We start from the raw sequence: 26,479 nt of genomic DNA, 5'->3' as shown, positions 1-26,479 counted from the left end.
CGGACCGGGTCCTGTGACGACTGACGACGGTACGGCGTTGTGCAGTTCTCAGGCCCCTGCGGTCAGCTCGCGGCGGTGTGCGCCATGCTGCCCCGACGGGCCTGTGCTTGCGGCTGCAACGGAACGCCCGCTGCCTGCTGCGTACGGCGTGGCTGGACGGCCACGCCGTTCTGGACGTCCATCACGGCATGCGCCACGAGTCCGCCCATCGGGTCGTGCCTGATCAGGTCCCGGAGCCGGGAGCGCGATGAGCGCCCCTCGTTCCCGGGGTACAGATGCTTGCCGAGTCCGACCGCGTGGGCCAGTGCGGCGAGCGCCGCGGTCCGGGGGTCCGGCGGTACGCCGGTACGGATCGCGCTGTCCAGCCGGTTCCTGATGTCCCGGCTGATCGCCGTCTCCGTCGCTTGGTAGCGAGTCGTCGGCAGCACTCCGCACATCTGGCCCGCCACGGCATGAACCATGCCGCACCGCTCCAGATGAGCGAGGTAGATCTGGCGCAGCCCCAGGCGGGGCCCACCGATCCAGTGGACCGCCCGAACCGGGCTGCCACGACGGCGCAGCAGCTCCAGTGCGGAGTCCAGAGTCGGATCTCCTGTCGGCCGTGGCATCACCACGGCGATACGATCCCCGTCAGGGGCTATCCGTCCTGCCAGAGCCAGCTCCACTAGCTGTGCCCCGGCCAGGCCGAGGTCGAGCGACTGCGGCTGCGCTGTGGTACCCGTGGTCGGGTCCAGAGCGAGCAGCAAAAGCTCCTCCGGGATTGTTCTGCGGCTCCTGCCCATCCATGCCTCCCCGCGTGGATGTCTGACAGGGTGACCCCTCTCACATTGGTCTGTCGAGAGCGCCTGCCTGCTTTGTAGGGGAACCAGTAGGTATGTCGTTCTCGTCTAGCAGCTCGGCCAGGGGTTCACACAGGACACTGGTAGATGGTTCGGACAGCGCGGGGTGGCCCCGCAGCGCATGAGGAGGCATCGGTGGCGGGCGAGTCCCCCGACAAAACGGAGCAGCGGAAGTCGTCGGGGACGGCTGCGGAGGAGCGCGACCCGCGCTTCGCCGTGTTCCGTGACCCCGGCGCGGACACGGACGCGGACGTGGACACGGACGCGGGCGGGTCTGCGGACACGGAGGCGAGCGCCGATCCGGGCCCCACGTCCGACACGGCGACCGCCGTCTTCCGCCCCCGGCTGCCGGAGGACGCCGCCCGGCGCGAGCCCGAGGCCACATCCCCTACCGCGGCGGGTGAGCCGGAGAGCGGGTCGGAGCCCGCGGAGGAGCCCGCGGCCGAGCCGAACGCCGATTCCGGGGCCGGCTCCGGTTCCGACGGCGGCCCGGCTTCCGGTTCCGAGGCCGACGCGGAGACCGCCGCCGAGCCGGAGGGCGTGCCTCTGGCGGCCTCCACGGCCTCTGGGAAGGCCGATGCGCCCTCGGAGGGCTCGGGAGCCGCCGAGGGCGGCACGAGCCGGGACGCGGGCGCGGAGGCGTCCGACGCGGAGGCGGCGGCCGAGCCCGGGGACGGCCGGCTGCGCGCAGCGGTGGCCGCGTGGGTCGACGCCGAGGCCGAGGACGAGCCGGCGGCGGACGCCGAGGCAGACACGGACGCCGACACGGACACCGAGGCCGACTCCGTCGCCGAGCCCGTGTCCGCCGCCGAGGGCGAGCCCTCCGCGGCAGCGGAGCCGGACGCGAAGCCCGGGGCGGACGCGAAGCCTGAGGCGGTCGGAGACGCGGCGGACGCGAAGCCGGAGCCGGGCACGAAGCCCGGGGCGGACGCGAAGCCCGAGGCGGTCGGAGACGCGGCGGACGCGAAGCCGAAGCCGGACGCGAGGCCGGAGGCGGGCACGAAGCCCGGGGCGGACGCGAAGCCCGAGGCGGGCACGAAGCCGGAGTCGGAGTCGGAGCCGGAGTCGGAGGATGAGCCCGACGACCAGCCGAAGGCCGCCCCCACGCCGGTCGTCACGCCCACCGCCGCACCCGAATCCCAGGACGCCCCGAAGGCCGGATCCCAGGCTGAACCGAAGGCCGGTGCCGAGCCGGACCGTGCGTCCGACGCCGACGCCGACGCCGACGACCCCCGAGGAATCGATCAGCCCACCGCCATCTTCAAGGCGGTCAAGCCGGACGACCGGGTCGACCAGGCCACGACCGCGCTGAAGCTCCCGCCGCGCGAGGACTGGCCCGCTGCCAAGCCCGGAAGCAAGCCGGAGGCCGGGCCCGAGAGCGACGCGGAGCGCACGAGCACGTTCGTGCCGCTTCGCTCCGACGACGTACGGTCCGCCCCCGCGCCGCGCAAGCCCGAGTCCGGCGCAGGGGCCGGCACCGAGGCCGGCACCGAGGCCGAGTCGCCCGTGCGCACCCCGGAGACCGCCTCCCAGCCGCCGGCCGCCCCGTCCTGGGCTGCGGCCGAGCGGACCCGGCAGCAGCCACTGCCGCCCCGGCCGCCGCTCGATCTGCTCGCCGAGCTGACGAACACGCCGCCGCCGCCGGAGACCCCGGTCCGGACCGCCGTCCGACGGGTCAAGATCTGGACCCCGCTCGTGCTCCTCCTGCTGATCGTCTTTGCGATCGTGCAGGTGATGCGCCCGCTGCCGGAGCCCTCGCTCCAGCTCACGGCGAAGCCGACGTACACCTTCGAGGGCGGAGAGACGAAGCTGTCCTGGCCGGGCCAGGGCCAGTCGGCCGTGATGGTCGACGGCGTCGGGTCGCTCGGTTCCGAGGGCGCGCAGAAGCCCGCCCCGATCGCCAGCGTCGCGAAGGTCATGACCGCCCACGTGATCCTCCAGGAGCACCCGCTCAAGGGCGACGAGGAGGGCGAGACGATCACCGTCGACCAGAAGGCCGAGGACGAGTCCCAGCGGCCCGACGAGTCGACGGCCCCGCTGACCAAGGGGCAGAAGCTCACCCAGCGGCAGATGCTCCAGCTGCTGATGATCCCCTCGGGCAACAACGCGGCACGGCTGCTCGCCCGCTGGGACGCCGGTTCCGAGGACGCGTTCATCGACAAGATGAACGACGCGGCCAAGGACCTCGGCATGACCGGGTCGACGTACACGGACCCGAGCGGGCTGGAGAAGACCACGGTCTCCACCGCCACCGACCAGCTGAAGCTGGCGCAGGCGGTCATGCGCAACGAGGTCTTCCGGAAGATCGTGGACATGCCCGAGGTCGAGATCAAGGGCATAGACGGCAAGATCTACAACAACAACAACCTCCTGCTCCAGCCCGGTGTGAGCGGCATCAAGACCGGTTCCTCCACCCCGGCGGGCGGCAACCTGCTCTGGTCGGCGAACACCAAGGTCGACGGCAAGCTGCTGTGGATCTACGGAGCGGTCATGGGCCAGCAGGCCGGCACCGGCCGGGTCTACGACAGCCTGGAGCTGTCCCTCCAGAACAGCCTGAAGCTGATCAAGGACGCGCAGAAGGCGGCGACCTCGGCGACGGTCGTGAAGAAGGGCGACGTCGTCGGGTACGTGGACAACGGGTTCGGCGGACAGACCCCGGTGGTCGCCACCAAGAACCTCAAGGCGGTCGGCTGGTCCGGCCTGGAGGTCGAGCTGAAGGTCACGGACAACGGCAGGGGCATCGACCACGCCGCGAAGGCCGGGGCCGAGGTCGGCATGGTGACCGTGGGCACCGGCACCGGGAAGGTCACGGCACCGGTGGTGCTGCAGAGCGACCTGACCGAGCCGGCGTTCGGCGACAAGCTCACCAGGATCGGCTGAGGCACCGGAGCCGGGGAGGGGCGGACGACGCCGAAGGCCGCCCCTCCCCGGTTTATGACAGGGATACGTGCAGGGGGTACGTGTTAGCGTCCCCGGACAACTCAGGGACGCTGGGACGCGTCCTCGTAGAGGTACGGGGCCGGCGGAGGACGGGGAGAGCCGTAGTGACCACCGCGGAGCCGAAGCCCGGCCGCGAGGCGGACGAGACCACAGGGGTCGGGGGCGACGCCCTGCACGTTCGCGTGCCGTCCCCCCGTGTCCCGGAGTCCCCGGAGAACCCGGACGTTCCGGACCCCCTCGATTCCTCCGATCCCTCGGATCCCTCCGGCTCCTTCGACGATTCCCCGGGCGGCTCCTCCGGCTCCTCCGGCTCCTCCACGGCCGCCGGACCTCCCGGCCCCGCCGGTCCCTCCGCGGATGCCGCCGCTCTTGAGCCGCCGTCGACCAGGGCCCGCCGCCTGCTGCGGCACCCCGTCACCATCGCGACGGCCGCCGCCGCCGTCGGCCACCTCCTCTGGTTCTTCTTCCTCGCCAACACGGGCGGCGACATCGCCGCGCAGGACGCCTGGGCCGAGTTCGTGGGCCGGCACCCCGGCACGGCGTACAACCTGGCCTGGTACGGGGGCATGCACCCCGTCTCGTACAGCGTGGTCTCGCCCTACCTGATGTCGCTGCTGGGCGTCCGTACGACGATGATGATCGTCGGCACGGTCTCCTCCGCGCTGACCGCGCTGATCCTCGTGCGGGTCCCGGCCGTCCGCAATCCGCTGGCCTGCTCGCTCGCCGGAGTCTTCGCGTTCCTGTGCAACGCGCTGTCGGGCCGGGTGACCTTCGGGCTCGGCATGATGTTCGCCGTCGGCTCGGTGGCCGCGGTGTTCTGCTGGCCGCACCGGTGGCGCTACAAGCGGTGGGCCAAGGCCGGGGTCGCCGCCCCGCTCGCCGCGCTCGCCACCGCCTCCAGCCCCGTCGCCGGACTCTTCCTGGGCGTCGTCGCGGCGGCGCTGTTCCTCCACAAACGACGCCCCGGCGCCTACGCGGTCGGGCTCGCCCCGGTCGCCGTGGTGGGGCTGTCCTCCTGGCTGTTCCCGTTCTCCGGTACGCAGCCGATGTCGCTCGGAACGCTGTCGCTGCCGTTCCTCTTCGCGGTCCTCGTGTACGTCCTCGTCCCCCGCGACTGGAGCACCGTCCGCACCGCCGCCGCCGTGTACGGGGTCGGCACGCTGCTCACGTACGTCATCGACTCGCAGATCGGGTCGAACATCACCCGCATGGCGATGCTGTTCGCCGGGGTGGCCCTGCTCGCCGCCCTGCCGTACGCGGTGCCGCGCAGCCGCCGCTGGTACGCCCTGGTCCTGGCCTTCGTGGGCCTCAACTTCTGGATCGGGTTCAAGGGCGTCGACGACATCGTCCGGACCGCGCCCGCGGCGTCCTGGAACCGGGAACTGGCCCCGCTGGTCAACCAGCTCCAGCAGGTGGGGGCGGAGCGCGGCCGGGTCGAGGTGGTGCCCGCGAGCAGTCACCGCGAGTCCTCGGCGCTCGCCCCCTACGTCAACCTGGCGCGCGGCTGGAACCGCCAGGCGGACATGAAGCGCAACCCCCTCTTCTACGACGACACGCTCGACCCGGTGAACTACCGGGAGTGGCTGGACCGCTGGGCCGTGCACTACGTGGTGCTGCCCAAGGACCGGCCGGACAACGGGGCGGTCCAGGAGGCGGAGCTGGTCGAGCAGGGGCAGCCCTACCTGCGCCAGATCTGGGGCGACGCGAACTGGAAGCTCTTCCGCGTGCTGGACCCCGTGCCGCTGGCCGACCCGCCGGCGACGGTGGAGCGGGCGGGCGCGGATGAGCTGACGATCACGGTGAAGTCGGCGGGCCGGGTCCTGATCCGCATCCCGTACACCCGCTGGCTCGCCCTCGTCGACGAGGAGGGCAAGAGCGTGGAGCGCCCGCTGGAGACCGAGGAGTCGAAGGCGCGGTCGGAGGCGGACGAGACCGCGCCCAAGACCTACCTCAACACCAACGGCTGCCTCAACAAGGTCGAGGAGGGCCCGTACGGCGACGAGTGGACCGAACTGCTCGCGCCGCGACCGGGCGTCTACCGGCTGGCGGCCCCGTACCAGCTCCAGCCGGGCACGCCCTGCCCCGAAGAACTGAGCTGAGCCCCGGCCGGTCCTCCCGGAGCTACCGCACGAAGCCGCGGTCGTGCGGCGACAGGCCCGTGGCGGGTCCGGCGGCGCGCAGGACCGTGTCGAGGGCCCTGTCCGGATCGGCCGAGTAACACCCGCTCGCCCACGCCGCGTTGGCTTCGATCACGGCCCACCGGCCCGTGTCGTCCCGGCCGACGTCGACGACGATCGCGGACGGCAGGGTCTCGCCGGCCGCCGCGAGGACCTCCCGCCCGAAGGCGAGCGCGTCGCCGCCCGCCGGCCCGAGCCGGAGGCGGCCGGACTCGGCGTACTGCCCCGCCGCGTGGACGGTCCCGTCGAGCAGATGGAGGCGGTACTCGGCGGCGAACGTCATCACGTCGCTCACCAGCACCACGGTCTCCGGGTCCACGGCGTCCGGTCCGGGCAGCCGGGACCCGTCGGCGTACACCAGCGCCGGAACGCCCTTGTCGTTGGGCGACTTGACGAAGGCGGGGCGTCGCAGCCGGTACGCCTCGCCGATCGGCAGCGCCAGGATCTCCCGCCGGGTGAGCGCCCGGGGGAGCCGCGCGAGCCAGTCGGCGGGGGCCTCCAGGAGGGCGATCCCGAGCGCGGGGGCCACCACGTCGGCGAAGGAGGGCCCGGCGTGCAGATGCACGGAGGGCGCTTCGCCCGCGGTGTTCCCGGCGGCCTCGGCGCTTCCCGCGGCCTCGGCGTTCCCCGCGGCCCCGCTGTTTCCGGCGGCCTCGGCGTTCCCCGCGGCCCCGGAGGACGCGTCCGGCCCCGCCCCCTCCGGCCACCCCGCCCACCCCGGGCCGTCCAGACCCTCCGGCACGGCGGAGGCCGTCGCCTCCACGATGCGCAGCCCGCGCCGCAGCGCGGCGGCACGCAGCGTCCGGGCGGAGGCGGTGAGCCGGGGCGGGAGGACGAGGGTGCGCGGCGGGCGAGTCATGGCCGCAGATCCTCCCGCACGGGGACGCCGTGCCGCACCGGCTTTTTCCGGTGCGGCGGGGAACCCGTTGTGCGCGCCCGGGCCACCTGGTTCGATCGGCGCATGATCATCGAACCGCCGCTCGTACGCGGCCTGATCGCCGCGCAGTTCCCGCACTGGGCGGACCTGCCCGTGGAGGCGGTGGGCGCGAACGGGACCGCGAACGCGATCTACCGCCTGGGCGCCGACAAGACCGTACGGCTGCCCCGCACCGAGGACAGCGCGGCGGACGTGGCGACCGAACACCACTGGCTGCCCCTGCTGGCACCGCGGCTGCCCTTTCCCGTACCCCTCCCGCTGGCGCAGGGGGTTCCGGGCGAGGCCTTTCCCCGGCCCTGGTCGGTCCGCACCTGGCTGGCGGGGGCGAACCCGGGACCCGGCGACGACGCGTCGGCCTCCGAACTGCTCGCGGCCGATCTGGCGGAGTTCGTCCTGGCGATGCGCCGGATCGACCCGGCGGACGCCCCGCCCGCCCACCGCGCCGAGCCCCTGGCCTCCCGCGACCCGGCGACCCGTGAGGCGATCGCGCGTCTGGACGGGGTCCTGGACCGGGCCGGCACCGCCGCCGCCTGGCAGGAGGCCCTGGCCGCCGAGCCCTTCACGGACCGGCCCGTCTGGGTGCACGGAGACCTCCAGCCGGGCAACGTCCTGGTCGCGGAGGGCCGCCTCACCGCCGTCATCGACTTCGGCTGCACCGGTCTCGCCGATCCCGCCGTCGACCTGATCGCGGGCTGGTACCTGCTGACGGCCGGAGCCAGGGAGACGTTCCGTACGGCGGTCGGGGCCGATGACGCCACGTGGGCGCGGGGGCGGGGCTGGGCGCTGTCCATCGCCCTGCTGGAGCTCGCTCACTACCGGGACACGAACCCGGTGATGGCGGAGATCGCGGCGCACGTGATCGCCGAGATCCTCACCGCTCCCTCCGGCGCGCGGGGCGGATTCCCGCCGGGCCCTTGACGAGCGGCCCGGCAAGGTCGGACGCGCCGGAACCGCCCCCGCCGCCCCGGGCGAGCGCGCCCCTCTCGACGGATGAGGCCGTGTGCACGGGGCAAGTGAACGCCCCCTGACGAGGGCCGGCCCAGGACGGGAGCGAGGGGAGCCGCCCGCCCCCGATGGTGTTCAGCGCAGCGGGCGGGCCGGCGTCACCCGCCGCAGATGGGCGAGCACGTCGAACCACTCGGCCGGAGAACCCCCCGTCATGTGGTGCTCGGTGTCGCGTCGCGGGTCGTGCCGGGGTCCGACGAGCCTGGATCCCGTGGTCCCGGCGAGCCAGTCCGCAACCTCCCGCGGAGCGTCCGCGCGCAGGTCCAGCAGGTAGTCGCCCACGGCCTCGTCGTCCAGCACCGACTCGACCAGGGGCGGCACGGGGCCGGGCACCTGATGGGGCGGAGCGCCGGTGTAGGTGGCGAGTTCCCCCGCACCGAAGGTGATGCCGAGCGACAGGTAGCGGGCTCCGAGGTGTTCGCGCAGATAGCTCCCCGCGTTCCGGGACGGGGCGCCGGCCGGGTCCGGCGGAAAACTGACGATCCTGGTGCGCGCGTCGGCCGTGTGGGAACCGGAGGACCAGAACAGCACCCGGTGCCCGGTGTGCCGCTGCCACCACAGGACGTTCTCGGCGAAGAACCTCTCGTAGCAGGCCATGTTGTGCGGGTCCAGCGGATCGTCGTCGTGGTCGTGAAGCTCGTGGAACTGGACGATCAGCCGTGCGTTGTGGAGCGCCCACGCATGACCGTCGTGCCCCGGGGCCCCCGCCACCAGGTCGTGGGCCGTCTGCGCGCGCTCGCGCACGGGGCGCCTGTCGGACAGGGCCCGGAAGCGGTTCGCGTGCGCGGACACGTCGCCTTCGGGACGCAGGTTGGCGTAGCAGCGCTCCAGTTCGGCCATCAGTCCGGGTGCTGCCGCACGCACATAGGCGGCCACTGTGTCGTACGCCGACACCCCCGTCCCATGGGGGCTGACCCCGATCAGACGGGCCGGATCACCGGGGTGCCCCTCGTTGAAGACCCGCATCCACCGGACGAGCGCGAGGACCTCCTCGGTACGGGAGAACGGCTCGGCGGCCTCCAGCAGAGCCACGGGGTCCCCGGCCCCGGTGCGGACATGGGCGTCGAGCCGGGCGACGAGCGTCCCGTCCTGGTCGAGGGCGACGGCCCGGAAGCCCGCCTCACCGATCAGCAGCCGGGCCATGCGCGTCTGGAGCGCGAAGACCTCGTGCGCGCCACGCGTCCCGGCACCGCAGCCGACCACCGTCCGTTCACCGACCATCCCGAGCAGGGGCCGCAGATCGTCCAGCGACGCCGACGCGTCCACGGGGCCCAGCGGGTGGGCCGTCCCCCTGATCCACTTCCGAACCGCGGCATGCTGTTCCGGTGAGGTCGTCATGACGCCACCCTCGAACATCAACCCCGATTGAGGTCAAGCCCGACCGCACGCAGCGTTCTTGCGGTACTCCGCCGCTGTACGGCAACGACGGCTGGCGGAATCACGATCAAGCTTCCGGTCCACCTGCCGGGGTACGAGCACTCCATGGTGCTGTGGGGGAAACGCCTAGGTGTGGCGCTGGCCTACGGGGCGCTCGCGGGGGTGGTGTCACGTCTGTGGCACGACACCTGGTCGGACAGCCTCGCGTTCGGAATCAGCATGGCTGTAGCGATGCTGGGTGTCGCCTTGGCGATGGGCATCCGAAAGCGGGCGGGCAAGGGATGAGGTGGGGCGGACGATGTGGCGCGCAAGCGCATCGCGGGAGAAGGCCACCTAGGAACGTTCCTAGGTGGCCTTCTCGCTTGTGCCCCCGGCAGGATTCGAACCTGCGACACCCGCTTTAGGAGAGCGGTGCTCTATCCCCTGAGCTACGAAGGCCGGGGCTGGTGGAAACCTTGGAGAGGACCCAGTGAATGGATCTTCGGCAAGGAAACCGGGCCCGCTGGTCGGACGCGGTGCGGATCCCGCCGAGCGGCATCGCTGCCTCGTGCGTGAGCCACGCCTACGGCCGACCAGAGAACAGCGTAGCGGATGACCATCCGCCGGGGGGCCCACGTTCGCGGGCGGGTGTGTGGGGCTGGGCTGACCAGCGGTTTTGTGGTGATTCGGGGGTGCAGTGACCTGGCGGGCCCCGCTGCGGCGGTCCGGGAGCGCACCGAGCGGGAAGGGGATCGGCGCGGCAACCGGGTCCTTGTGGGGGATCGGCGATGTCAAGCCGTGTGCTTGTGCATCACGTTGAGGTACTGCCGATCGCGGTGCGGGACGCGATCGTCCCGGCCGGGCAGGCTGAAGACGGCGCGGACCTCGGCCGGCTGGGTGATGACGCTCGACTGCTCGCCCATGGTCAGGACGGGGTCCACCTCGTGCCGGCAGCCTGCCGCGTCGAGGGCGGTGATCAGTTCCTCGCGGGGCACGGTTGCCTCGAACGACTCGGAATCCAGCAGGACGAGCGGCGGGAGCTTGACCGTCGAGCCGGGCCGGAGGTCGATCCAGATGCCGCTGACGGTCCGCTGGGTCACCACCAGTCGCAGCCCGTTCCAGGAGTAGGGGTAGCCGTCGATATCGGGCCCCTTCAGGACGTGGGCGGGGTGCGGGCGACCCGGGCCGAGAAGGTCCTCGGCCTCGGCCAGGGGCATTCCGCAGATCAGGGGCCCGATCCGGCCGGTCCGGGCGAAGTCGACGAGCGTGTTGATCAGGGTCACGGACGTGACTGTGGCACTCTCCCGGGCCTGTGCGCACTCCGATATCAGCGCGGTGTGGAGCAGGGGCGGGGAGAAGGGGCAGACGTCACTCCTCGCCGGCCGCGGAGAGGTCGTACTCCATCAGGAGTTCCTCGGCTTCGTTCGAGACCTGCCGGAAGCCCGCCTTCTGCCAGGCGCGCACCGCCCGCCGGTTCTCCCGCAGGGGGTCGACCGTCACGCGCCGCCATCCAAGACGGCCGCCCAGGTGCGCCAGGAGCGCGCGGGCGGCATCCGGGCCCAGGCCCCGGCCTCGCGCCTGCGGTCCCAGCACCATGTCGATACCGCCTTCGGCCGCTCCCGCGTGCCAGTACTGCGCGTAGCCCACCGGCGTGCCCGTGCTGTGAATCCGTACGAGGAACGACTCCACGCTTGGCCGTCGCCGCCCGACGTACTTCCGCGCCACCTCGTCACGCGACAGCGGGACGCCGCCCCAGTGCTCGGCGAAGTCCGGGGAACCGAACCACCGCGCCAGCAGGTCCACATCGTCCTCGGTCGTCGGGACGAGTCGGGTCAGCACTCCGTGGAGGACCACGTGAGCGGCCATCAGGCACTCCTCGGCTCGGACTTGCGGGCGCGGGCAGGACCGGAAGGGTAGCGGCACCGCGGAAACGGGGCCTGTACTCGTGGGTGCTGCTCCGGCACCGTGCCTCTTGCCGGGCTCACCCCGCAGGTGGAGGCGCTGCCGTGCTCGCTGTGATGCGCGTCACCGGAACCCCGCCGGGAGCGCGGACAAGTCAGGGGGTGAACTACTCGATGCACGCGCGTGTCCGCGCCGGGGACCCGGATGCCTTCCGGGAGCTGTTCCGCGATCACGCCCAGCTCGTCTTCCGGCATGCCGTCCGGACCACCGGGGACTGGAGCGCGGCGGAGGACGTCGTGTCGCTGACGTTCCTGGAGGCGTGGCGGCTGCGCGGCAAGCTGCGGGACGAGGGGGAGAGCCTGCGGCCCTGGCTGATGGGTATCGCCGTCAACGTGTTGCGCAACACGGGGCGTGCCGCCCGCCGCCATGAACGGGCCCTGGCCAGGGTGCCGTTGCGTGACGTTCTGCCCGACTTCGCCGACGAACTCGTCGGGCGGATCGCCGACTCCGACGAACTGGCCGCTGCCAAGAGCGCGTTGGGGCAGTTACGGCGGGCCGAGCGGGAGGTGTTCGCGCTCTGCGTGTGGTCCGGTCTCGGCTATGCCGAGGCGGCGGAGGCCCTCGGCGTACCGGTCGGCACCGTGCGCTCCCGGCTGTCCCGCGCACGGACGCGGCTCCGCAGCCTCACCGACAGCGAGTTGCGGCGGAGGGGCGGCGGCGGGAGGGAACCCCGCAGGGCGGAACCCGGCATCGGTGGGGCGGAACCCGGAGCCGGTGGGGCGCGGCCCGGAAGCGCGCAACCGGAGGGGACGGAACCCGATGGGTCCGGCGGACAAGTACAGGGTGGCCGCACCGCAGCGGCCCGGTCGAACGAGGAGAGAAGCCGATGATCCGCACCCCCTGGCGACGGCGCGAGGAGCCGCTCGACCACGCGGAACTGCGCCGGTTGCTGCCCGCACCCGGTGATCCGGAACTCTCCTCGGACCGCCTGAGAGGCCTTGAGGAGCACCTGATGACCGAGATCCGGAACCGGACGCCCGACACCGCGCCCGACACCGCGCCCAATCCCCTGGCCGGCCCCCCGCCCGCCGGAGCGCCCGCGGGCGACCGCGCCTCCCGGCCGGGCCGCCGCTCCGGTCGTCGGCCGGTCCTGGCCGGTGTCGGTGTCGCCGCCGCCCTGGCCCTGGCCGCCGCCGGGGTCGCCGCACTCGCGGGTGGCCCGGGCGGTTCCGGCGGTTCGGAGAACCCCGGCCGCGTGGCCGCCCCGCCCGCCGGGGCCGTCCCCGCCCCGGTCGTCCAGGTGGTCCGGGGCAGTACCGCGGGGCTGGCGGGCGCGGTCGCCGACATCTCCGGGGCGGCGGCGCGGGCGGAGCTGCCCGAGCCGGGCCCGGGGCAGTTCCTGTACATCCGGAGCGAGGTCTCCGGGCTGGTCTCCTGGGAGGGCTCCGACGGGAAGAACAGGAGCTATGTCGACAAGATCCATCCCCGCGAGGTCTGGATGTCGCCCGACGGGGCCAAGGGGTGGTTGCTTGAGCCCCACGGGAAGGGCACCGGCCGCGACGGCATCACACTGGACGACCCCGAAGGAGGGGAACGCACGCTCAACTCGCCCAGCCACGCGTATCTGAAGACCTTGCCCACCGACCCGTCTCTTCTGTTGGAGAAGATCTACGACGAGACCCGGGGCATGGGCAACGGCCCCGATCAGCAGGCCTTCGGCACCATCGGCGACCTGTTGAGGGAACAGGTGGTGCCGCCGAAGCTGGCCGCCGGCCTCTACCGTGCCGCGGCGCGGATCCCCGGGGTGGTCCTCGTCGACGACTCCGTCGACGCGGCCGGTCGCCACGGGATCGCCATCGCCCGCACCGACGAGTCGGACGGCTCGCGCACCGAGTGGATCTTCGACCGCGAGACGTTCGCGTATCTGGGGGAGCGCACCGTGCAGACGCGTGACGCGGAGGGCATCAGGGCGGGCACGGTCAGGGGGCATACCGCGGTGACGGGCCGGGCCGTCGTCGACGCCCTCAAGCAGCGCCCGGCGGGCTCGGCTCCGGGCGGCGACCGGGCCGGGGCTCCGGCCGCACCTTCCGCAGGGACCTGACCCCTCCTCCCGCGCCCGTCCCGGCCTCCTCTCCGCCCGGGCGGGAACCCTGCCCCCTTCCTGCCCGTGTCCGTGCGCGCTGCTCGTACGCCCGTGGTGCGCGTCCCGCCCCCGCCCGCGTCCCCGTGCCCTGCTCGTGGGGCCTTGGTGCGCGCCCTGCCCCCGCCCGTGTCCGTGCCGCGCTGCCTGCCCGGCCTCGGTGCGCGTCCCGCCCCCGCCCGCGTCCCCGCGCGCTGCCCGTCCGGCCTTGGCGCGGCGCCCCCGCCCGCATAGCGTCTCGCGTAGCAGTCAGCAGTCAGCAGTCAGCAGCCAGCGTCAGCGCGAGAGAGGCCGTCCGTGCCGCACACCCACCCCTCCCCGCCCCCGGCTCCCGAGGACGACGGGGTCCCCGCCGAACGCGCCCGGCGCGCCGCGCGCATCGAGGCGTCCCTCACCGCGCCCGGCGCGCCCTTCGCCGTGGTCATCGGCGAGCAGGGGACGCCGGAGTACGCCGACGGGCCGCGTACGCTCCGGGAGTTCGTGGAGACCACGTGGGCCTACGGCGAGGCGCCGTTCCTGATCGCGGGGGAACGGACCTACTCCTACGGGGAGTTCTTCGCCGCCGCCTCCGCCCTCGCCGTACGCCTGCGGGAGCGGTACGGGCTGCGCTCCGGCGACCGGGCCGTCATCGCGATGCGGAACCATCCCGAGTGGCAGATCGCCTTCTGGGCCGCCCAGTTGGCCGGTCTCGTCGCCGTACCGCTCAACGCGTGGTGGACGGAGGCCGAGTTCGGCCACGCCCTGGAGGACTGCGAGCCCGGGGTGCTCCTCGTGGACGGGGAGCGGCTGGGGCGGGTCTCCGGCTGGGCCCGGCGGGCCGGGGCGCGGATCGTCCTCTTCCACGGGGGCCCCGGGCAGGTGGACGGCGGCGGGCTGCGCGTCGAGCGGTACGAGGAGTTCCCCGCGCCCGACCCGCTGGCCGCGCCGCCCGACGTGGAGCCCCGGCCGGAGGACGACGCCACGATCCTGTACACCTCCGGCACCACCGGCCGCCCCAAGGGCGCGGTGGCCACCCATCTCGCCCAGGCCGGGGCCGCGCTCAACCCCCGCTACCACGCGGCGGCCTCCGCGCTGGCGCGCGGCGTCATCCCGGGGCAGGGGCCCGCCCCCGTCTCGCTGTTGACGTTCCCGTTCTTCCACGTCGCCGCGTTCACCGGCTTCTACGGGGCGATGGCGGCCGGCGGCACCCTCGTCCTGATGCACAGGTGGGACGCGGACGAGGCGCTGCGGCTGATCCGGGCGCACCGCGTCACGCACTTCGCCGGGGTCCCCACCACCGGGCTCCAGCTGCTGGAGGCCGCCGAGCGGACCGGGGACGGGCTGGAGAGCCTCACGCTGTTCAGCACCGGGGGAGCGCCCGCCCCGCCGGCCATGGTCGCCCGTCTCACCGCGCGGTACGGCGAACGCGTCGAGCCCCGCAACGGCTACGGCCTCACCGAGACCAGCGGCGGGGTCCTCGCGCACTTCGGGGACGCGTACCGGGCGGAGCCGGGCGGTGCGGGACGGCCCACCCCGGTCACGGAGGTGAGGGTCGCCGGGCCGTCGGGCGAGGAGCTGCCCGACGGGCGGGCGGGGGAGCTGTGGGTGCGCGGCCAGTCGCTGTTCCGCGGCTACTGGCGCGACGCGGCGGCGACCGAGGAGGCCTTCGGCGAGGGGGGCTGGTTCCGTACGGGGGACCTCGCCGTACGGAGCGAGGGGCGGGTCTCCATCGTGGACCGGCTCAAGGACGTGGTGATCCGGGGCGGCGAGAACGTGTACTGCGTCGAGGTCGAGGGCGTCCTGCACGACCATCCCGACGTGGCCGACGCCGCCGTCCTCGGCGTCCCGCACCCGGTGCTGGGGGAGGAGGTGGCGGCCGTGGTCCGGCCGCGCCCCGGGGCCGTGGTCACCGCCGGGGTCCTGCGCGAGCACGTGGGCGGGAGGCTCGCCGCCTTCAAGGTGCCCGCCCGGGTGCTGTTCACCGACGAGGAGCTTCCGCGCAACGTCACCGGGAAGCTTCTCAAGGACCGCCTCCGCGCCTTCGCGGAGGGGCTCGCCGAGGGGGCGGGGCAGCGCGCCGGAGGGGGTGGGGAGGGGGAGCGGCTCACGGGCGCGTGACCCGCACCCGGTAGTTCCCGTCGTCGTCCTCGTCGAGCACGGATATCCGTACGCCGTTGGCGCGGTCGGTGAAGGTCTGGCCGGGGCGGAACGGGGCGTCGGACAGCTCCGCGTGCACGTTGGGGCGCCGGGTGCAGCCGCCGCTGTCCTCGGTGGCGTCGGCGACGGCGACCGGGCCCTGGCCGGTGTCCACGTCGGAGCTGACCTTGTAGATCAGCACCCCCGGCCGGCAGACCGCCTCGTCGTTGCCCGCCGCCGTGCGGACCTCCACGGCGTAGCCGGACTGGGCGCTCAGCGGGACGAAGGCGAGCTTGGTGCCGCCCTCCGTGGCCAGCGGGCCGAGGGTGTGCTCGCTGACGCCGGAGCGCGACGCACAGCTGATCTGCTCGTTGTCGAGCCAGCCGAGCTTCCACTTGTGCCAGGCCAGGAAGTCGTTGTTGGCGCCCCAGTCCTCGGACATGATGTCCCAGTGCCCGACCGAGCCGCCGCCCTCCATCGTGTAGAGGTCGGGCAGCCCGAAGACATGGCCGTTCTCGTGCGGCAGGACGCGGTAGCCGGTCTCGGCGTACGACCCCGATCCGTCGTCCTGGCGGCTGTAGACGAACGAGGTGTTGGCCAGCGGTACACCGTCCGCCGTCGGGGCCTCGTCGTTGCCGGAGAAGGTCACCGAGAGCACGGTGTCCAGCGCGGAGGGGCCGGCGTTCGGGCTGACCAGGACGTTGACCAGGTCGTACGCGGAGAAGTCGACCTGGGGGTCGGCGGCCGCGACGATGTCCTTCACCAGTTGGCGGTAGCCCGGTTCGAAGGGTGAGCCGCGCTCTATCCCGTACTCCGTGAAGGGCATCGGCATCCGCAGCCAGTCCTCGACGGGGGCCTCGGGCCGGTAGACGAGCCGGCCGTAGGAGCTGGCCCGGAACCACTCGGAGGTCTGCGGGAAGAACTCCGCGTACCGGTCCGTCGCGGGTTCCGTGCCCTCCGCGTCCGGGAAGTCGATCATCAGGTTGAGCGCCTTGATCTCGCCGGTCGACCGGGCGTACCCGGGCGGCGTCGGCAGCCCCTCGGACATCTGTACGCCCATGGTGGCGGAGATCCGGCACGGGGCGAGCGCCGCGTCCTGACTGGTGGCCGCCGGGCCCGCCGAGGCGCGCCCGGCGCCCGGGAGGGTGGTGCTGGCCGAGGCCACGGCCGCTATGACCAGCGCGGTCGCTCCGGCCAGGGCGATCGGGCGGCGGTGGCCGCGTATCCGGCGGCGGGGCTGCTGCATGGAGGCGCCTTCGGGTCCGCGGCAGTCGGCCGACCCTGACTGCGCTCTGGCGATCAGCCTGTGCCGGGTGGTCCGGCGCCGCCTGCTGGGTGCGCCGATCGAAGGGTTTTCGCCGCGAAGCGATGTGGCCCAGGTCACAGGGGGTGGGGAAATAAGCGGGGAGGTCTTCCCCGTTTGCACACGTGTCCCCGCTAAACGGGGAAGTGGTCCCCGGTTACCGAAGGGGGCCGACCGGCTACACAGAGGGAAGAAGGGGAGGGGCGTCGTCGTGAAGACCACCGCCGGGACCGCCGTGACCGCCGCGAAGGACACCGCACCGGCAGCAGCCGGCAGCGGCGCACCCGCGGCACCGTGCCGCGCGCCCCGCCCGCGCGCCGACGCGCTGCGCAACCGCGAGCGGATCATCGCCGCCGCGCGCGAGCTGTTCGTCGAGTTCGGGCCGGACGTGGCGCTGGACGACGTCGCGCGGCGCGCCGGCGTCGGCAACGCCACGCTCTACCGGAACTTCCCCGACCGTGCCGCCCTCACCCACGAGGTCGTCCTCGCGGTCACCTCCCGCACCACGCTGCGGGCCGAAGAGGCCGCCGCCGAGGAGTCCGATCCGTTCGCCGCGCTCAGCCGCTTCGTGCACGCGGCCGCCGACGAACGGATCGGGGCCCTGTGCCCGATGCTCTCCGGCGTCTTCGACAAGCACCACCCCGAACTGCTCGCCGAGCGCCGACGCCTGGAAGAGGCCGTCGAAGGGCTCGTGGCGCGCGCCATGTCCGCGGGGCGACTGCGCACCGACATCGCCGTCGGTGACGTACTCGTCGCCCTCTCCCAGCTCACCCGGCCGCTCCCCGGCATCGCCTGCCAGGGCATCGACCGGTTCACCCACCGCCATCTGCAGTTGTTCCTGGACGGACTGGAGACCCCGGCCCGCTCCGTACTGCCCGGATCGGCGGCGACCTTGGAGGACCTGCGGCGCCCCTGACGCCCGCACCGACCTGAACCTTCCGGCCGTGTCCTGAGGACCCCGGCCCACCGCTCCACCCCACCTCGCTTCAGCTCACCTCACCCCGTCGCGCGTACACGAGTACGTACCGCCGACGCCCACTTCGCGACGCCTCGGCGCCCTCGCACGTCCTTAGGTGGATACACCCATGCCAAAAACTGCCGACACCGCCCTTCCCGATCCGAGCCGCTGGAAAGCCCTGGCCTTCATCGCGCTCGCCCAGCTGATGGTCGTCCTCGACGCGACCATCGTGAACATCGCGCTGCCCTCCGCCCAGACCGACCTCGGCATATCCGACGGCAACAAGCAGTGGGTCATCACCGCCTACGCCCTCGCCTTCGGCGGGCTCCTCCTCTTCGGCGGCCGGATCGCCGACCTCTGGGGACGCAAGCGCACCTTCGTCGTCGGGCTGATCGGCTTCGCGCTGGCCTCGGCGCTCGGCGGCGCCGCCCAGAACGAGGCGATGATGTTCGGCTCCCGGGCCCTCCAGGGTGTCTTCGGCGCCCTGCTCGCCCCGGCCGCCCTCTCCCTGCTCGCCGTGATGTTCACCGACGCCAAGGAGCGCGCCAAGGCCTTCGGCATCTACGGGGCCATCGCCGGTGGCGGTGGCGCGGTCGGGCTGATCCTCGGCGGCTTCCTCACCGAGTACCTGAACTGGCGCTGGACGTTCTTCGTCAACATCCCGTTCGCCGTCGTCGCCGCCGCCGGCGCGTACTTCGTGATCCGCGAGCCCTCCGGCGCCCGCAACCGTGCGCCGCTGGACATCCCCGGAGTCGTGCTCTCCACGCTCGGCCTGGTCGCCCTGGTCTACGGCTTCACCCGCGCCGAGTCGGCCGGCTGGTCGGACACGCTGACCGTCTCCATGTTCGTCGCCGCCGCCGTGCTGCTGCTGGCCTTCGTCGTGACCGAGGCGCGCGTGAAGTCGCCGCTGCTGCCGCTGCGCGTCCTCACCGAGCGCAACCGCGGCGGGGTCTACCTCTCGCTGGGGCTCGCCATCATCGCGATGTTCGGGCTGTTCCTCTTCCTGACCTACTACCTCCAGGTCGTGAAGGGCTACTCCCCGGTGAAGACCGGCTTTGCGTTCATGCCCATGATCGTCGGCATGATCACCGGCTCCACCCAGATCGGCACCCGGCTGATGACCCGGGTCCCGCCGCGCCTGCTGATGGGCCCCGGCTTCCTGGTCGCCGCGGTCGGCATGCTGCTCCTGACCCAGTTGGACCTGAACACCAGCTACGCGGCCGTCATCCTGCCCGGCATGCTGCTGCTCGGTCTCGGCATGGGTACGGCGTTCATGCCGGCGATGTCCCTGGCCACGCACGGCATCGAGCCGCGTGACGCGGGTGTGGCCTCCGCGATGGTCAACACCTCGCAGCAGGTCGGCGGCGCCATCGGCACCGCCCTGCTGAACACCATCGCCGCGAGCGCCACCACCGCGTACGTCGCCGATCACGCGGCCCGCGCCACGGACCCGCGGCTCCTGGAGCTCCAGGCCATGGTCAGCGGTTTCGCCGCCGCGATCTGGTGGGCCGTCGGCATTCTCGTCGCCGCCGCCGTCATCGCGATCGCCCTTATCAACACCGGCCGCCCCGGAACGGGCACCGGTGGGACCGACAGCGCGTCCGACGCGGGCGCCGAGGAGGAGTTCAGGATCCCGGTCGTCGCCCACTGACGACGGCGGCCCCGGCCCTGGCTCCCGGCGCGCGGCTTTCCGTCCCGTGTCCGGTCCGCGGCTCCCGGCCCGTGGGTTCTCTGCCCTGGCTCCGCTGAGTGATCGCTCAGCGGAGCCAGGGCAGATCCGCGTCCGTACCCTCCGGCTCCAGGCCGGTGGCGAGCACCCGCATGATCTCCCCGAGGCTGCTCACCTGCTCGGGCGTGAGCCGGTCGAACATCGCCTGCCGTACGGCCTCCACGTGCCCCGGCGCCGAGCGGCGGAGCATCTCGTAGCCGTCGTCGGTGAGCACCGCGTTCTGGCCGCGCTTGTCGGAGGGGCAGTCCTCCCGGCGCACCCAGCCGTTCTTCTCCAGCCGGGCGATGGCGTGCGAGAGCCGGGAGCGGGTGATCTTCGCGTTCCGGGCCAGCTCCGTCATCCGCATCCGGCGGCGGGGCGCCTGTGAGAGCTGGACGAGCAGCCCGTAGTAGGTGTGCGGCATGCCGGCATCACGCTGCAACTGGCGATCGAGGTGATCCTCCAGCAGCGTGGTGGCATGCAGATAAGCGCGCCAGGCGTGCTGCTCCTCGTCGGTGAGCCAGCGCGGCGCGCTGGTGGATGCCGTGGTCATGTACTCCACTGTACGACCTTTTCTTGAAAGTTTAACTAGATAGGGCTAAGGTCTCCGGAAGTAGGACCTTGAAGTTTCAAGAAACCTGCCCCCCGAGGATTCCCGCAGGGAGCCCGAAGGAGTTTCGCAGGGCCCCTGAACAACGATCCCCCGGATGACCTCGGGGAACTACTGCTCTGACGAGTTCGTGACCGGATCCCGTGTCCGTGCGCCCCGTGCGGCGCCCGTCTCCCCGGGGCCGAGTCCCGTGGATGGGAGTGCCATGACAGCCACCGCGGAGCGGATGCCCGCCCTCTACCTCTCGCACGGCGCACCGCCGCTGGCCGACGACCCCGTCTGGCCCGGTGAGCTCGCCGCCTGGTCCGCCGGGCTGCCCCGCCCCCGCGCGATCCTGATGGTCTCCGCCCACTGGGAGGAGGCCCCGCTCGCGCTGGGCGCCACGGAGACCGTGCCGCTCGTGTACGACTTCTGGGGCTTCCCCGAGCACTACTTTGCGGTGCGTTACGGGGCCCCGGGCGCGCCGGAGCTCGCCGACAGCGTCCGCAAGCTGCTGCGCGGCGCCGGTACGCCGGTCCAGGACATCCCGGACCGCGGCCTCGACCACGGGGCGTACGTACCGCTCGTGGAGATGTTCCCGGACGCCGACATCCCCGTACTCCAGATCTCCCTGCCGACCCTCGACCCGCAGAAGCTGATGGAGGTCGGGCGCAAGCTGGCCCCCCTGCGCGACGAGGGCGTGCTCATCGTCGGCAGCGGCTTCTTCACGCACAACCTGGCCGCCCTGCGGCACCAGGGCGGCGGGGTTCCCGGCTGGTCGGCCGAGTTCGACGACTGGGGCGACCGCGCGCTGCGGGCCCAGGACATCGACGCGCTGATCGACTTCGAGCACACGTCCCCGGCCGGGAAGCTGGCCCACCCGCGCACCGAGCACTTCGCGCCGCTGTTCGTGACGCTGGGGGCGGCCCAGGACGAGCTGGACCGGGGGCGCAGCGTCATCGACGGCTTCTGGATGGGGCTGGCGAAGCGCTCGGTGCAGTTCGGCTGAGGGGCGCAGACCTCCGGGGTCGCTACGGGGCCGGAGGGAACCCCGGAACGGCCCCGACCGGCCCTCAGCGCTCTAGAACACCGGCGGGTTCAGCTCGATCGCGCGCCGGGCTGCGGCGAACGCGAGCGCGTCGCCCACGTCCAGTGCCGTGTCGGCGAACTTGATGGTGTGGTCGTCGCCGTGCGCCGCCGCCCGGGCGAACAGTTCCCCGGCCGCCGGGGTGTCGGACGCCGACGCCGGACCCGGGGCCGCCGCACGGGGCGCGTAGGCGGCGGTCACCGCCGCGCTCGCCGCCCAGGCCGCCCGCAGGCTCGGCGCCCACAGCTCGTCGGGCAGGGCGGGCAGGGTGCGCAGGACCGCGTTGGGCGCGGTCGCCGCGTGGACCAGCATGATCGGCTCGCCGTGCGCGTGGGTCGCGTACCGGTGGGTCGAGGCCCGGACCAGCTCCCGCAGCGCGCCCCGGGCCGCCTCGGCGGACACGTTCTCCTGGGCCGGCCAGACCGGGAACCCGGTCAGTCGCGCGAACCGCTCCCGGATGCCGCCGCTCTGCCCGGACACCGGCGGCACCCGGTCCAGGGCCGCCGCCGCGCTCGGTGCCGGGCCGAGCGGCCGCAGCTCGGGCAGCGGCTGGTGCCGGGCTGCCCAGTAGCCGAGGGCGTGGGCCAGCTCCCGGACGCGCGGGGCGCTCTCCTCGCCCGCCAGCAGGGTCCGTACGGAGTGGCCCACCCGGATCACCGCGTGCGTGGCGCCCGCGGCGATGCCGGGCAGCAGCCGGGGCCACCACTCGACGAGCACCTCGCGCCAGGGGCGCTCGGCGGCCTCCCGCTCGAAGTACGCCGTCCAGTCGGCGACGCGGCGCGGGTCCCCCAGCGCCTCGTGCCAGTTCCGCGCGGTCACCGGGGAGCCGGCGTCCGGCATCTCCTCCAGCTTCGGGCCGTACCGGTCCAGCCAGCGGTGCACGGCCGACGCCTGACCGTGCCGCACGAGGGCCTCCACGGCCATCGGCGCGTGATTGCTGAGCCAGCCGTCGCGCTCCGGCCCCGAGAGGTGGATGCGCTCCAGCGCCTCGTCGAGGGTGCCTGTGGTGTCGTCCATGCCGATCACGCTAGACAGCCGCGGGCCGGAGCGGATCGGGCCCCGGTCCCGGTCGCTCCCGGCCTCAGGTCCCGGTCCCTCCGGACCCCGGTCACCCGCCGGATCGGTCGGCGGTCGTAGGTCCCGGGGCCCGGACGTCCTGAGCAACCCGCACGCCGCCGGATCCGTCTTCCGGGCCGGGAGCACGGCCCTGCGGGCGCCGGGCGGCGGCCGGACGGGAGGAAATGGGGCGTACGTGTGAGTGCGGTCTCATGCTCCGGCCGATTCCGGGTATCCGGCCGGAGAGCCGCGAAGGGGCCGTTGGGCCCCGCCACCGGCTCTGACCTGCGCGTCCGGCGGAAACCGGAAGCGGAGACCAGCGGTCGGCGCCGGACAGGGTACTGCATGATCGCGAAAGTGAATGTGCGGCATGGGAATTCTGTCCGGATTCCAGTCGTTGTTTCCATCGGATGCAGGGCACCTCGAAAGGGTGTCGCGACCTACTCAGCAAGGGAGCACGCATGGCAACCCGTGCCGTCGCCCGTCGTACGTCCACCGCCTCCGGTGAGACCGGCCGGGCAGGCAGTGTTCGCGCCGTGGGCGGGGAAATCGCCGATCGCGACCTGGTCGGCATGTACCTGGACGAGATCGCCCGCACACCGCTGCTCGACGCCGCCAAGGAAGTCGACCTCTCCCAGACCATCGAGGCGGGCGTCTTCGCCCAGCAGATCCTCGACGGCGAGGTGGAGAGCACCACCGGTGACGCGAAGCGTGAGGAGCTGGAGGCGCTGGTCGCCGAGGGCGAGCGCGCCAAGGACATATTCATCCGTTCCAACCTCCGACTCGTCGTCGCCGTGGCCCGCCGCTACCCGCGCGCGGGGCTCCCTCTGCTCGACCTGATCCAGGAGGGCAACGCGGGCCTGGTGCGCGCGGTCGAGAAGTTCGACTACGCCAAGGGCTTCAAGTTCTCCACGTACGCCACCTGGTGGATCCGGCAGGCCATCACCCGGTCCATCGCCGACCAGTCCCGCACGATCCGGCTCCCCGTCCACCTGGTGGAGGAGCTCGGCCGGATCCGCCGGGTCCAGCGCGAGTTCAACCGTGAGCACGGGCGCGACCCGGAGCACGCGGAGATCGCCGCCGAGCTCGACTCCAACGCCGAGCGCGTCGGCAACGTCCTGGACTGGGCACGCGACCCGGTCAGCCTGAACATGTCCGTGGACGACGACGGAGACACCCAGTTCGGGGACCTGCTGGAGGACACCTCCGCCGTCTCGCCCGAGCAGTCCGTGATGACCCTGCTCCGCAGCGAGGAGCTGGAGGACCTGATCGGCAAGCTCGACAACCGGACCGCCTCGATCATCAAGATGCGGTACGGAATCGAGGACGGCCGGGAGCGCACCCTGACCGAAGTGGGCAAGCAGCACGGCCTCACGCGGGAGCGGATCCGCCAGATAGAGAAGCACGCACTGCTCGAATTGAAGCGAATGGCTCACGACACGGGCTTTGACGCTGCGGCGTGAGCCATTAACCCGTAATCTCCCCATCAAGCCGGTTCGCACCGGCTGACCGACCGGGTCATTCCGGTCACCCGACCGGTTTTCGCCGGTCCCCGAGCTGAGCCCCGGCGCCCACCCCCCCCCGGCGTCGGGGCTCATCCCTGTCCGGGATCGGCTCCCCGCCCGGAATCGGCTCCCCGCTCGGGGGCGGCCTCTTGCTCGGGATCGGCTCCTGGTTTCGGGGCGACCCCTCGTCCGGGACCGGCCCCCGGTTCCGGATCGGTCGGGGGGCGGCTCCGCGCGGCGCGGGTCAGCCGGGCGCCGAGGCCCTCCAGATACTCCACCAGCGGCGGCGGCCCCTGCGCGGAGAACTCGCAGTCCACCAACGCCAGCCGCAGCGCCACCCACTCCAGCGAATCGGTGCACGAGGTCCGCAGCCGGCAACCGCCCTCCCCGTCCGGCTCCGGCGTCCCGAGATGCGCGGGCAGCCGTGCCGCCACGAACTCCGCCGGCGCCCCGAACCACACATCGAGGCACAGCTCCGGCTGCATCCGCCGCTCCGGCTTCATCCGCCGCATCGACAGCGACAAGTACCTCGCGGCGTCCCCGCTCTCCGCGTCGCTCCCCGTGCCCTCGACGGGCAGCGGCCTCGGCGCGAACCGCGCCCCCGTCGCGTACGGCTCGCCGACCCGGTCCACCCGGAACGTACGCCAGTCCTCCCGGCCCAGGTCGTACGCCACCAGGTACCAGCGCTGCCCGGCGCTCACCAACCGGTACGGCTCGACCTGCCGCTTCGTCCGGGTGCCGTCGCCGCTGCGGTACGCGAACCTCAGCCGTTCCCGCCCGGTGGCCGCCGAGGCCAGCGTCGTCAGGGTCCGGGGGGCGATGGTGGCGCCGTCGCCCCGGGTCAGCGGCACCGTGGCGTTCTGGAGCACGGAGACCCGGTGCCGCAGCCGGGAGGGGAGCACCTGCTCCAGCTTGGCCAGCGCCCGTACGGAGGCCTCGTCGACGCCTTCGATCGCGTGCCCCGCCCCGGCCCGAAGCCCCACCGCGATGGCCACCGCCTCTTCGTCGTCCAGCAGGAGGGGCGGCATGGCGGTGCCCGCCACCAGGCGGTAGCCGCCGACGGAGCCGCGGGAGGCCTCGACCGGGTAGCCCAGGTCGCGCAGCCGGTCGATGTCGCGGCGGATCGTGCGCGGACTGACGTCGAGCCGCTCTGCCAGCTCGCCGCCCGGCCACTCGCGGGGAGTCTGGAGGAGCGACAGCAGTTTCAGCAGTCGTGCGGGGGTGTCCGACATGGCTTCAGGATGGCGGACCATCAGGTCATGGTCTGACCTAATGGATGCCTAGGTTCCTCCCATGCCTTCTTCCGCACCCCCGACGCCCACGGCGTCCTACCCCGCTCCGCCCACGCCACCCGTACCGGTGAAGTCCCCGGCCGCACCCACGCCCGCCCCGGCCGACCGGCGGCGCTGGTTCGCGCTGGCCATCGTGATGACCGCCGCCTTCATGGACCTGGTCGACGTCACGATCGTCAACATCGCGATCCCCAGCATCCAGCGCGAGACCGGGGCCTCGGTCTCCGCGATCCAGTGGATCACCGCCGGATACGCCCTCGCGTTCGCGGCCGGGCTGATCACGGGCGGCCGGCTCGGCGACATCTACGGGCGCAAGAGGCTCTTTCTCATCGGCATCGGCGGATTCACGCTCGCCTCCGCCCTGTGCGGCTTCGCCGGCAGCCCCGAGATGCTGGTCGCGGCCCGGATCCTCCAGGGCGCGACGGCGGCCCTGATGGTGCCCCAGGTCCTCTCGATCGTGCACGCCACCTTCCCGGCTCACGAGCGCGGCAAGGTCTTCGGTCTCTTCGGCGCGATCGTCGGACTCGGCGCGGTCTCCGGTCCGCTGCTGGGCGCCCTGCTCACCGAGTGGGACCTCTTCGGGCTCGGCTGGCGGCCGATCTTCCTGATCAACCTGCCCGTCGGGATCGCCGGGCTGCTTCTCGGCGCGAAGTTCATCACCGAGTCGAAGGCGCCCAGGGCGGTCCGTCTCGACCTGCCCGGCGTCGCCCTGATCACCCTCGCGATGCTGATGCTGATCTACCCGCTCACCCGGGGCCACGAGCTGGGCTGGCCGCTCTGGGGTCATCTGTCGATGGTGGGCAGCCTGTTCGTCTTCGGGGCGCTGGTCGCCCACCAGCGGCGGAGGGCGACCGGCGACGGCTCGCCGCTGATCGAGCTGTCCCTGTTCCGGGTCAAGAGCTTCGCCGCCGGCATCGCCGTGCAGCTGACCTTCGGCGTCGGCCTCGGCATCTTCTTCCTGGTCTGGACGATGTACATGCAGATGGGGCTCGGCTGGAGCGTGCTGCGCGCCGGCACGACGGGCATCCCGTTCTCCGTCGCCGTCTCGGTGGCCGCCGGGATCTCCGTGCAGAAGCTCGTGCCCCGCTTCGGCCGCAAGGTCCTCCAGGCCGGTGCGCTCCTCATGATCGCCGGACTGCTGATCTACCTCTGGGAGAGCGAACGGTACGGCCTGGGCATCACGTCCTGGCAGATGGCCGTCCCGCTGGTGGTCATGGGCGTGGGGATGGGGCTGATCGTGGCCCCGCTGACCGACGCCGTGCTCTCCGAGGTGCCCAAGGAGCACGCCGGTTCGGCGTCCGGGCTGATCAACACCGTGCAGCAGATGGGGACCGCGCTCGGGCTCGGCCTGGTGTCCGTCGTCTTCTTCGGGGCGATCGGCGACCGGTTGGCCCCCGCAGAGGTCGGACCGGCGTTCGTCGACGCGTTCCAGCAGTCGCTGTGGTGGGTGGCCGGGGTGCTCTCGGTGATCTTCCTGGTGATGTTCGCGCTGCCCGCCCGGCCGCGCGCCCACGCCGAGGGCGAGGCCCTCGCGGAGGCCGGCGACGCGAGCTGATCCGCACGCCGTGCG

Annotated in this window: 21 protein-coding genes and 1 tRNA gene; 12 read left to right on the top strand and 10 right to left on the bottom strand. The window is 72.9% G+C overall.

The window, feature by feature from the left end:
• Positions 1-62: 62 nt before the first annotated feature.
• Entirely contained in the window at positions 63-782 is a 720-nt protein-coding gene (locus DTB53_RS34430; RefSeq protein WP_003968450.1) for a GOLPH3/VPS74 family protein, read from the bottom strand.
• 192 nt (positions 783-974) lie between these two features.
• Here DTB53_RS34430 and DTB53_RS34425 point away from each other — a divergent pair, with 192 nt between their 5' ends.
• Positions 975-3,719 carry a serine hydrolase gene (locus DTB53_RS34425; RefSeq protein ID WP_012380468.1) on the top strand — a complete coding sequence of 915 codons (2,745 nt, stop codon included), beginning with the start codon at positions 975-977 and terminating at the stop codon, positions 3,717-3,719.
• A gap of 164 nt (positions 3,720-3,883) precedes the next feature.
• Positions 3,884-5,878 carry a DUF8823 domain-containing protein gene (locus tag DTB53_RS34420; protein ID WP_042496924.1) on the top strand — a complete coding sequence of 665 codons (1,995 nt, stop codon included), beginning with the start codon at positions 3,884-3,886 and terminating at the stop codon, positions 5,876-5,878.
• Positions 5,879-5,900: 22 nt separating this feature from the next.
• Here the strand turns inward: DTB53_RS34420 and DTB53_RS34415 are convergent, their stop codons facing one another.
• Positions 5,901-6,815 carry an ATP-grasp domain-containing protein gene (locus DTB53_RS34415; RefSeq protein ID WP_042496927.1) on the bottom strand — a complete coding sequence of 305 codons (915 nt, stop codon included), beginning with the start codon at positions 6,813-6,815 and terminating at the stop codon, positions 5,901-5,903.
• Positions 6,816-6,917: 102 nt separating this feature from the next.
• Between DTB53_RS34415 and DTB53_RS34410 the strand changes: the two genes are divergently transcribed.
• Positions 6,918-7,811 (top strand): aminoglycoside phosphotransferase family protein, encoded by an 894-nt coding sequence (locus DTB53_RS34410; protein ID WP_042498626.1) that lies wholly within the window; start codon positions 6,918-6,920, stop codon positions 7,809-7,811.
• Positions 7,812-7,973: 162 nt separating this feature from the next.
• On the opposite strand, the gene DTB53_RS34405 is transcribed toward DTB53_RS34410, so the two are convergent.
• On the bottom strand, positions 7,974-9,236 hold the full coding sequence (locus DTB53_RS34405; RefSeq protein WP_236586330.1) for an erythromycin esterase family protein: 1,263 nt from the start codon (positions 9,234-9,236) through the stop codon (positions 7,974-7,976).
• Between the two features lie 171 nt (positions 9,237-9,407).
• Here DTB53_RS34405 and DTB53_RS37065 point away from each other — a divergent pair, with 171 nt between their 5' ends.
• Positions 9,408-9,560: a hypothetical protein gene (locus DTB53_RS37065; RefSeq protein ID WP_159402382.1), complete on the top strand. Its 153-nt coding sequence runs from the start codon at positions 9,408-9,410 to the stop codon at positions 9,558-9,560.
• An 80-nt stretch (positions 9,561-9,640) separates the two neighbouring features.
• Here DTB53_RS37065 and DTB53_RS34400 read toward each other — a convergent pair.
• The 3 genes from DTB53_RS34400 to DTB53_RS34390 all read right to left on the bottom strand — a co-directional run bounded on the left by DTB53_RS34400 (position 9,641) and on the right by DTB53_RS34390 (position 11,120).
• Positions 9,641-9,713: transfer RNA gene (locus DTB53_RS34400), tRNA-Arg, on the bottom strand.
• A 332-nt stretch (positions 9,714-10,045) separates the two neighbouring features.
• Positions 10,046-10,537 carry a hypothetical protein gene (locus DTB53_RS34395; RefSeq protein WP_012380474.1) on the bottom strand — a complete coding sequence of 164 codons (492 nt, stop codon included), beginning with the start codon at positions 10,535-10,537 and terminating at the stop codon, positions 10,046-10,048.
• 85 nt (positions 10,538-10,622) lie between these two features.
• Positions 10,623-11,120 carry a GNAT family N-acetyltransferase gene (locus DTB53_RS34390; RefSeq protein WP_012380475.1) on the bottom strand — a complete coding sequence of 166 codons (498 nt, stop codon included), beginning with the start codon at positions 11,118-11,120 and terminating at the stop codon, positions 10,623-10,625.
• Positions 11,121-11,329: 209 nt separating this feature from the next.
• On the opposite strand from DTB53_RS34390, the gene DTB53_RS34385 reads away from it, so the two are divergent.
• From DTB53_RS34385 to DTB53_RS34375, 3 genes are all read left to right on the top strand, one after another.
• Positions 11,330-12,046 carry an RNA polymerase sigma factor gene (locus DTB53_RS34385; RefSeq protein ID WP_012380476.1) on the top strand — a complete coding sequence of 239 codons (717 nt, stop codon included), beginning with the start codon at positions 11,330-11,332 and terminating at the stop codon, positions 12,044-12,046.
• Positions 12,043-13,257, top strand: coding sequence for a CU044_5270 family protein (locus DTB53_RS34380; RefSeq protein WP_012380477.1), 1,215 nt, complete (start codon positions 12,043-12,045; stop codon positions 13,255-13,257). Before DTB53_RS34385 ends, DTB53_RS34380 begins: the two co-directional genes overlap by 4 nt.
• 336 nt (positions 13,258-13,593) lie before the next feature.
• Positions 13,594-15,393, top strand: coding sequence for a class I adenylate-forming enzyme family protein (locus DTB53_RS34375; RefSeq protein WP_012380478.1), 1,800 nt, complete (start codon positions 13,594-13,596; stop codon positions 15,391-15,393).
• On the opposite strand, the gene DTB53_RS34370 is transcribed toward DTB53_RS34375, so the two are convergent.
• On the bottom strand, positions 15,380-16,657 hold the full coding sequence (locus DTB53_RS34370; protein WP_012380479.1) for a M6 family metalloprotease domain-containing protein: 1,278 nt from the start codon (positions 16,655-16,657) through the stop codon (positions 15,380-15,382). The genes DTB53_RS34375 and DTB53_RS34370 overlap by 14 nt on opposite strands.
• A 292-nt stretch (positions 16,658-16,949) precedes the next feature.
• Here DTB53_RS34370 and DTB53_RS34365 point away from each other — a divergent pair, with 292 nt between their 5' ends.
• Together DTB53_RS34365 and DTB53_RS34360 are read left to right on the top strand one after the other, a co-directional pair.
• The gene (locus DTB53_RS34365; protein ID WP_012380480.1) at positions 16,950-17,630 is read left to right on the top strand and encodes a TetR/AcrR family transcriptional regulator; all 681 of its coding nucleotides are present in this window, start codon (positions 16,950-16,952) and stop codon (positions 17,628-17,630) included.
• 169 nt (positions 17,631-17,799) lie between these two features.
• Positions 17,800-19,323, top strand: a complete 1,524-nt coding sequence (locus tag DTB53_RS34360) for an MFS transporter (protein WP_042496932.1) — start codon at positions 17,800-17,802, stop codon at positions 19,321-19,323.
• Positions 19,324-19,429: 106 nt separating this feature from the next.
• Here the strand turns inward: DTB53_RS34360 and DTB53_RS34355 are convergent, their stop codons facing one another.
• The gene (locus DTB53_RS34355) at positions 19,430-19,942 is read right to left on the bottom strand and encodes a MarR family winged helix-turn-helix transcriptional regulator (protein ID WP_012380482.1); all 513 of its coding nucleotides are present in this window, start codon (positions 19,940-19,942) and stop codon (positions 19,430-19,432) included.
• 253 nt (positions 19,943-20,195) lie between these two features.
• On the opposite strand from DTB53_RS34355, the gene DTB53_RS34350 reads away from it, so the two are divergent.
• Complete coding sequence (locus DTB53_RS34350; RefSeq protein WP_042496934.1) at positions 20,196-20,978, top strand: dioxygenase family protein; 783 nt, start codon at positions 20,196-20,198, stop codon at positions 20,976-20,978.
• A gap of 72 nt (positions 20,979-21,050) precedes the next feature.
• Here DTB53_RS34350 and DTB53_RS34345 read toward each other — a convergent pair whose 3' ends face one another.
• The gene (locus DTB53_RS34345; RefSeq protein WP_012380484.1) at positions 21,051-22,073 is read right to left on the bottom strand and encodes a questin oxidase family protein; all 1,023 of its coding nucleotides are present in this window, start codon (positions 22,071-22,073) and stop codon (positions 21,051-21,053) included.
• A gap of 500 nt (positions 22,074-22,573) precedes the next feature.
• On the opposite strand from DTB53_RS34345, the gene DTB53_RS34340 reads away from it, so the two are divergent.
• A complete protein-coding gene (locus DTB53_RS34340; RefSeq protein WP_003968470.1) occupies positions 22,574-23,575 on the top strand; it encodes a sigma-70 family RNA polymerase sigma factor in 1,002 nt (333 codons plus the stop codon).
• Between the two features lie 131 nt (positions 23,576-23,706).
• Here DTB53_RS34340 and DTB53_RS34335 read toward each other — a convergent pair whose 3' ends face one another.
• Positions 23,707-24,849: a helix-turn-helix transcriptional regulator gene (locus tag DTB53_RS34335; RefSeq protein WP_042498629.1), complete on the bottom strand. Its 1,143-nt coding sequence runs from the start codon at positions 24,847-24,849 to the stop codon at positions 23,707-23,709.
• A gap of 61 nt (positions 24,850-24,910) precedes the next feature.
• Between DTB53_RS34335 and DTB53_RS34330 the strand changes: the two genes are divergently transcribed.
• The gene (locus tag DTB53_RS34330) at positions 24,911-26,464 is read left to right on the top strand and encodes an MFS transporter (RefSeq protein WP_042496938.1); all 1,554 of its coding nucleotides are present in this window, start codon (positions 24,911-24,913) and stop codon (positions 26,462-26,464) included.
• Positions 26,465-26,479 lie beyond the last annotated feature (15 nt).

The sequence above is a fragment of the Streptomyces griseus genome (genome assembly GCF_900460065.1).
Lineage (GTDB): Bacteria > Actinomycetota > Actinomycetes > Streptomycetales > Streptomycetaceae > Streptomyces > Streptomyces griseus.
The sequence above is the reverse complement of the archived record's forward strand: the minus strand, read 5'-3'. Positions and strand labels throughout refer to the sequence as shown.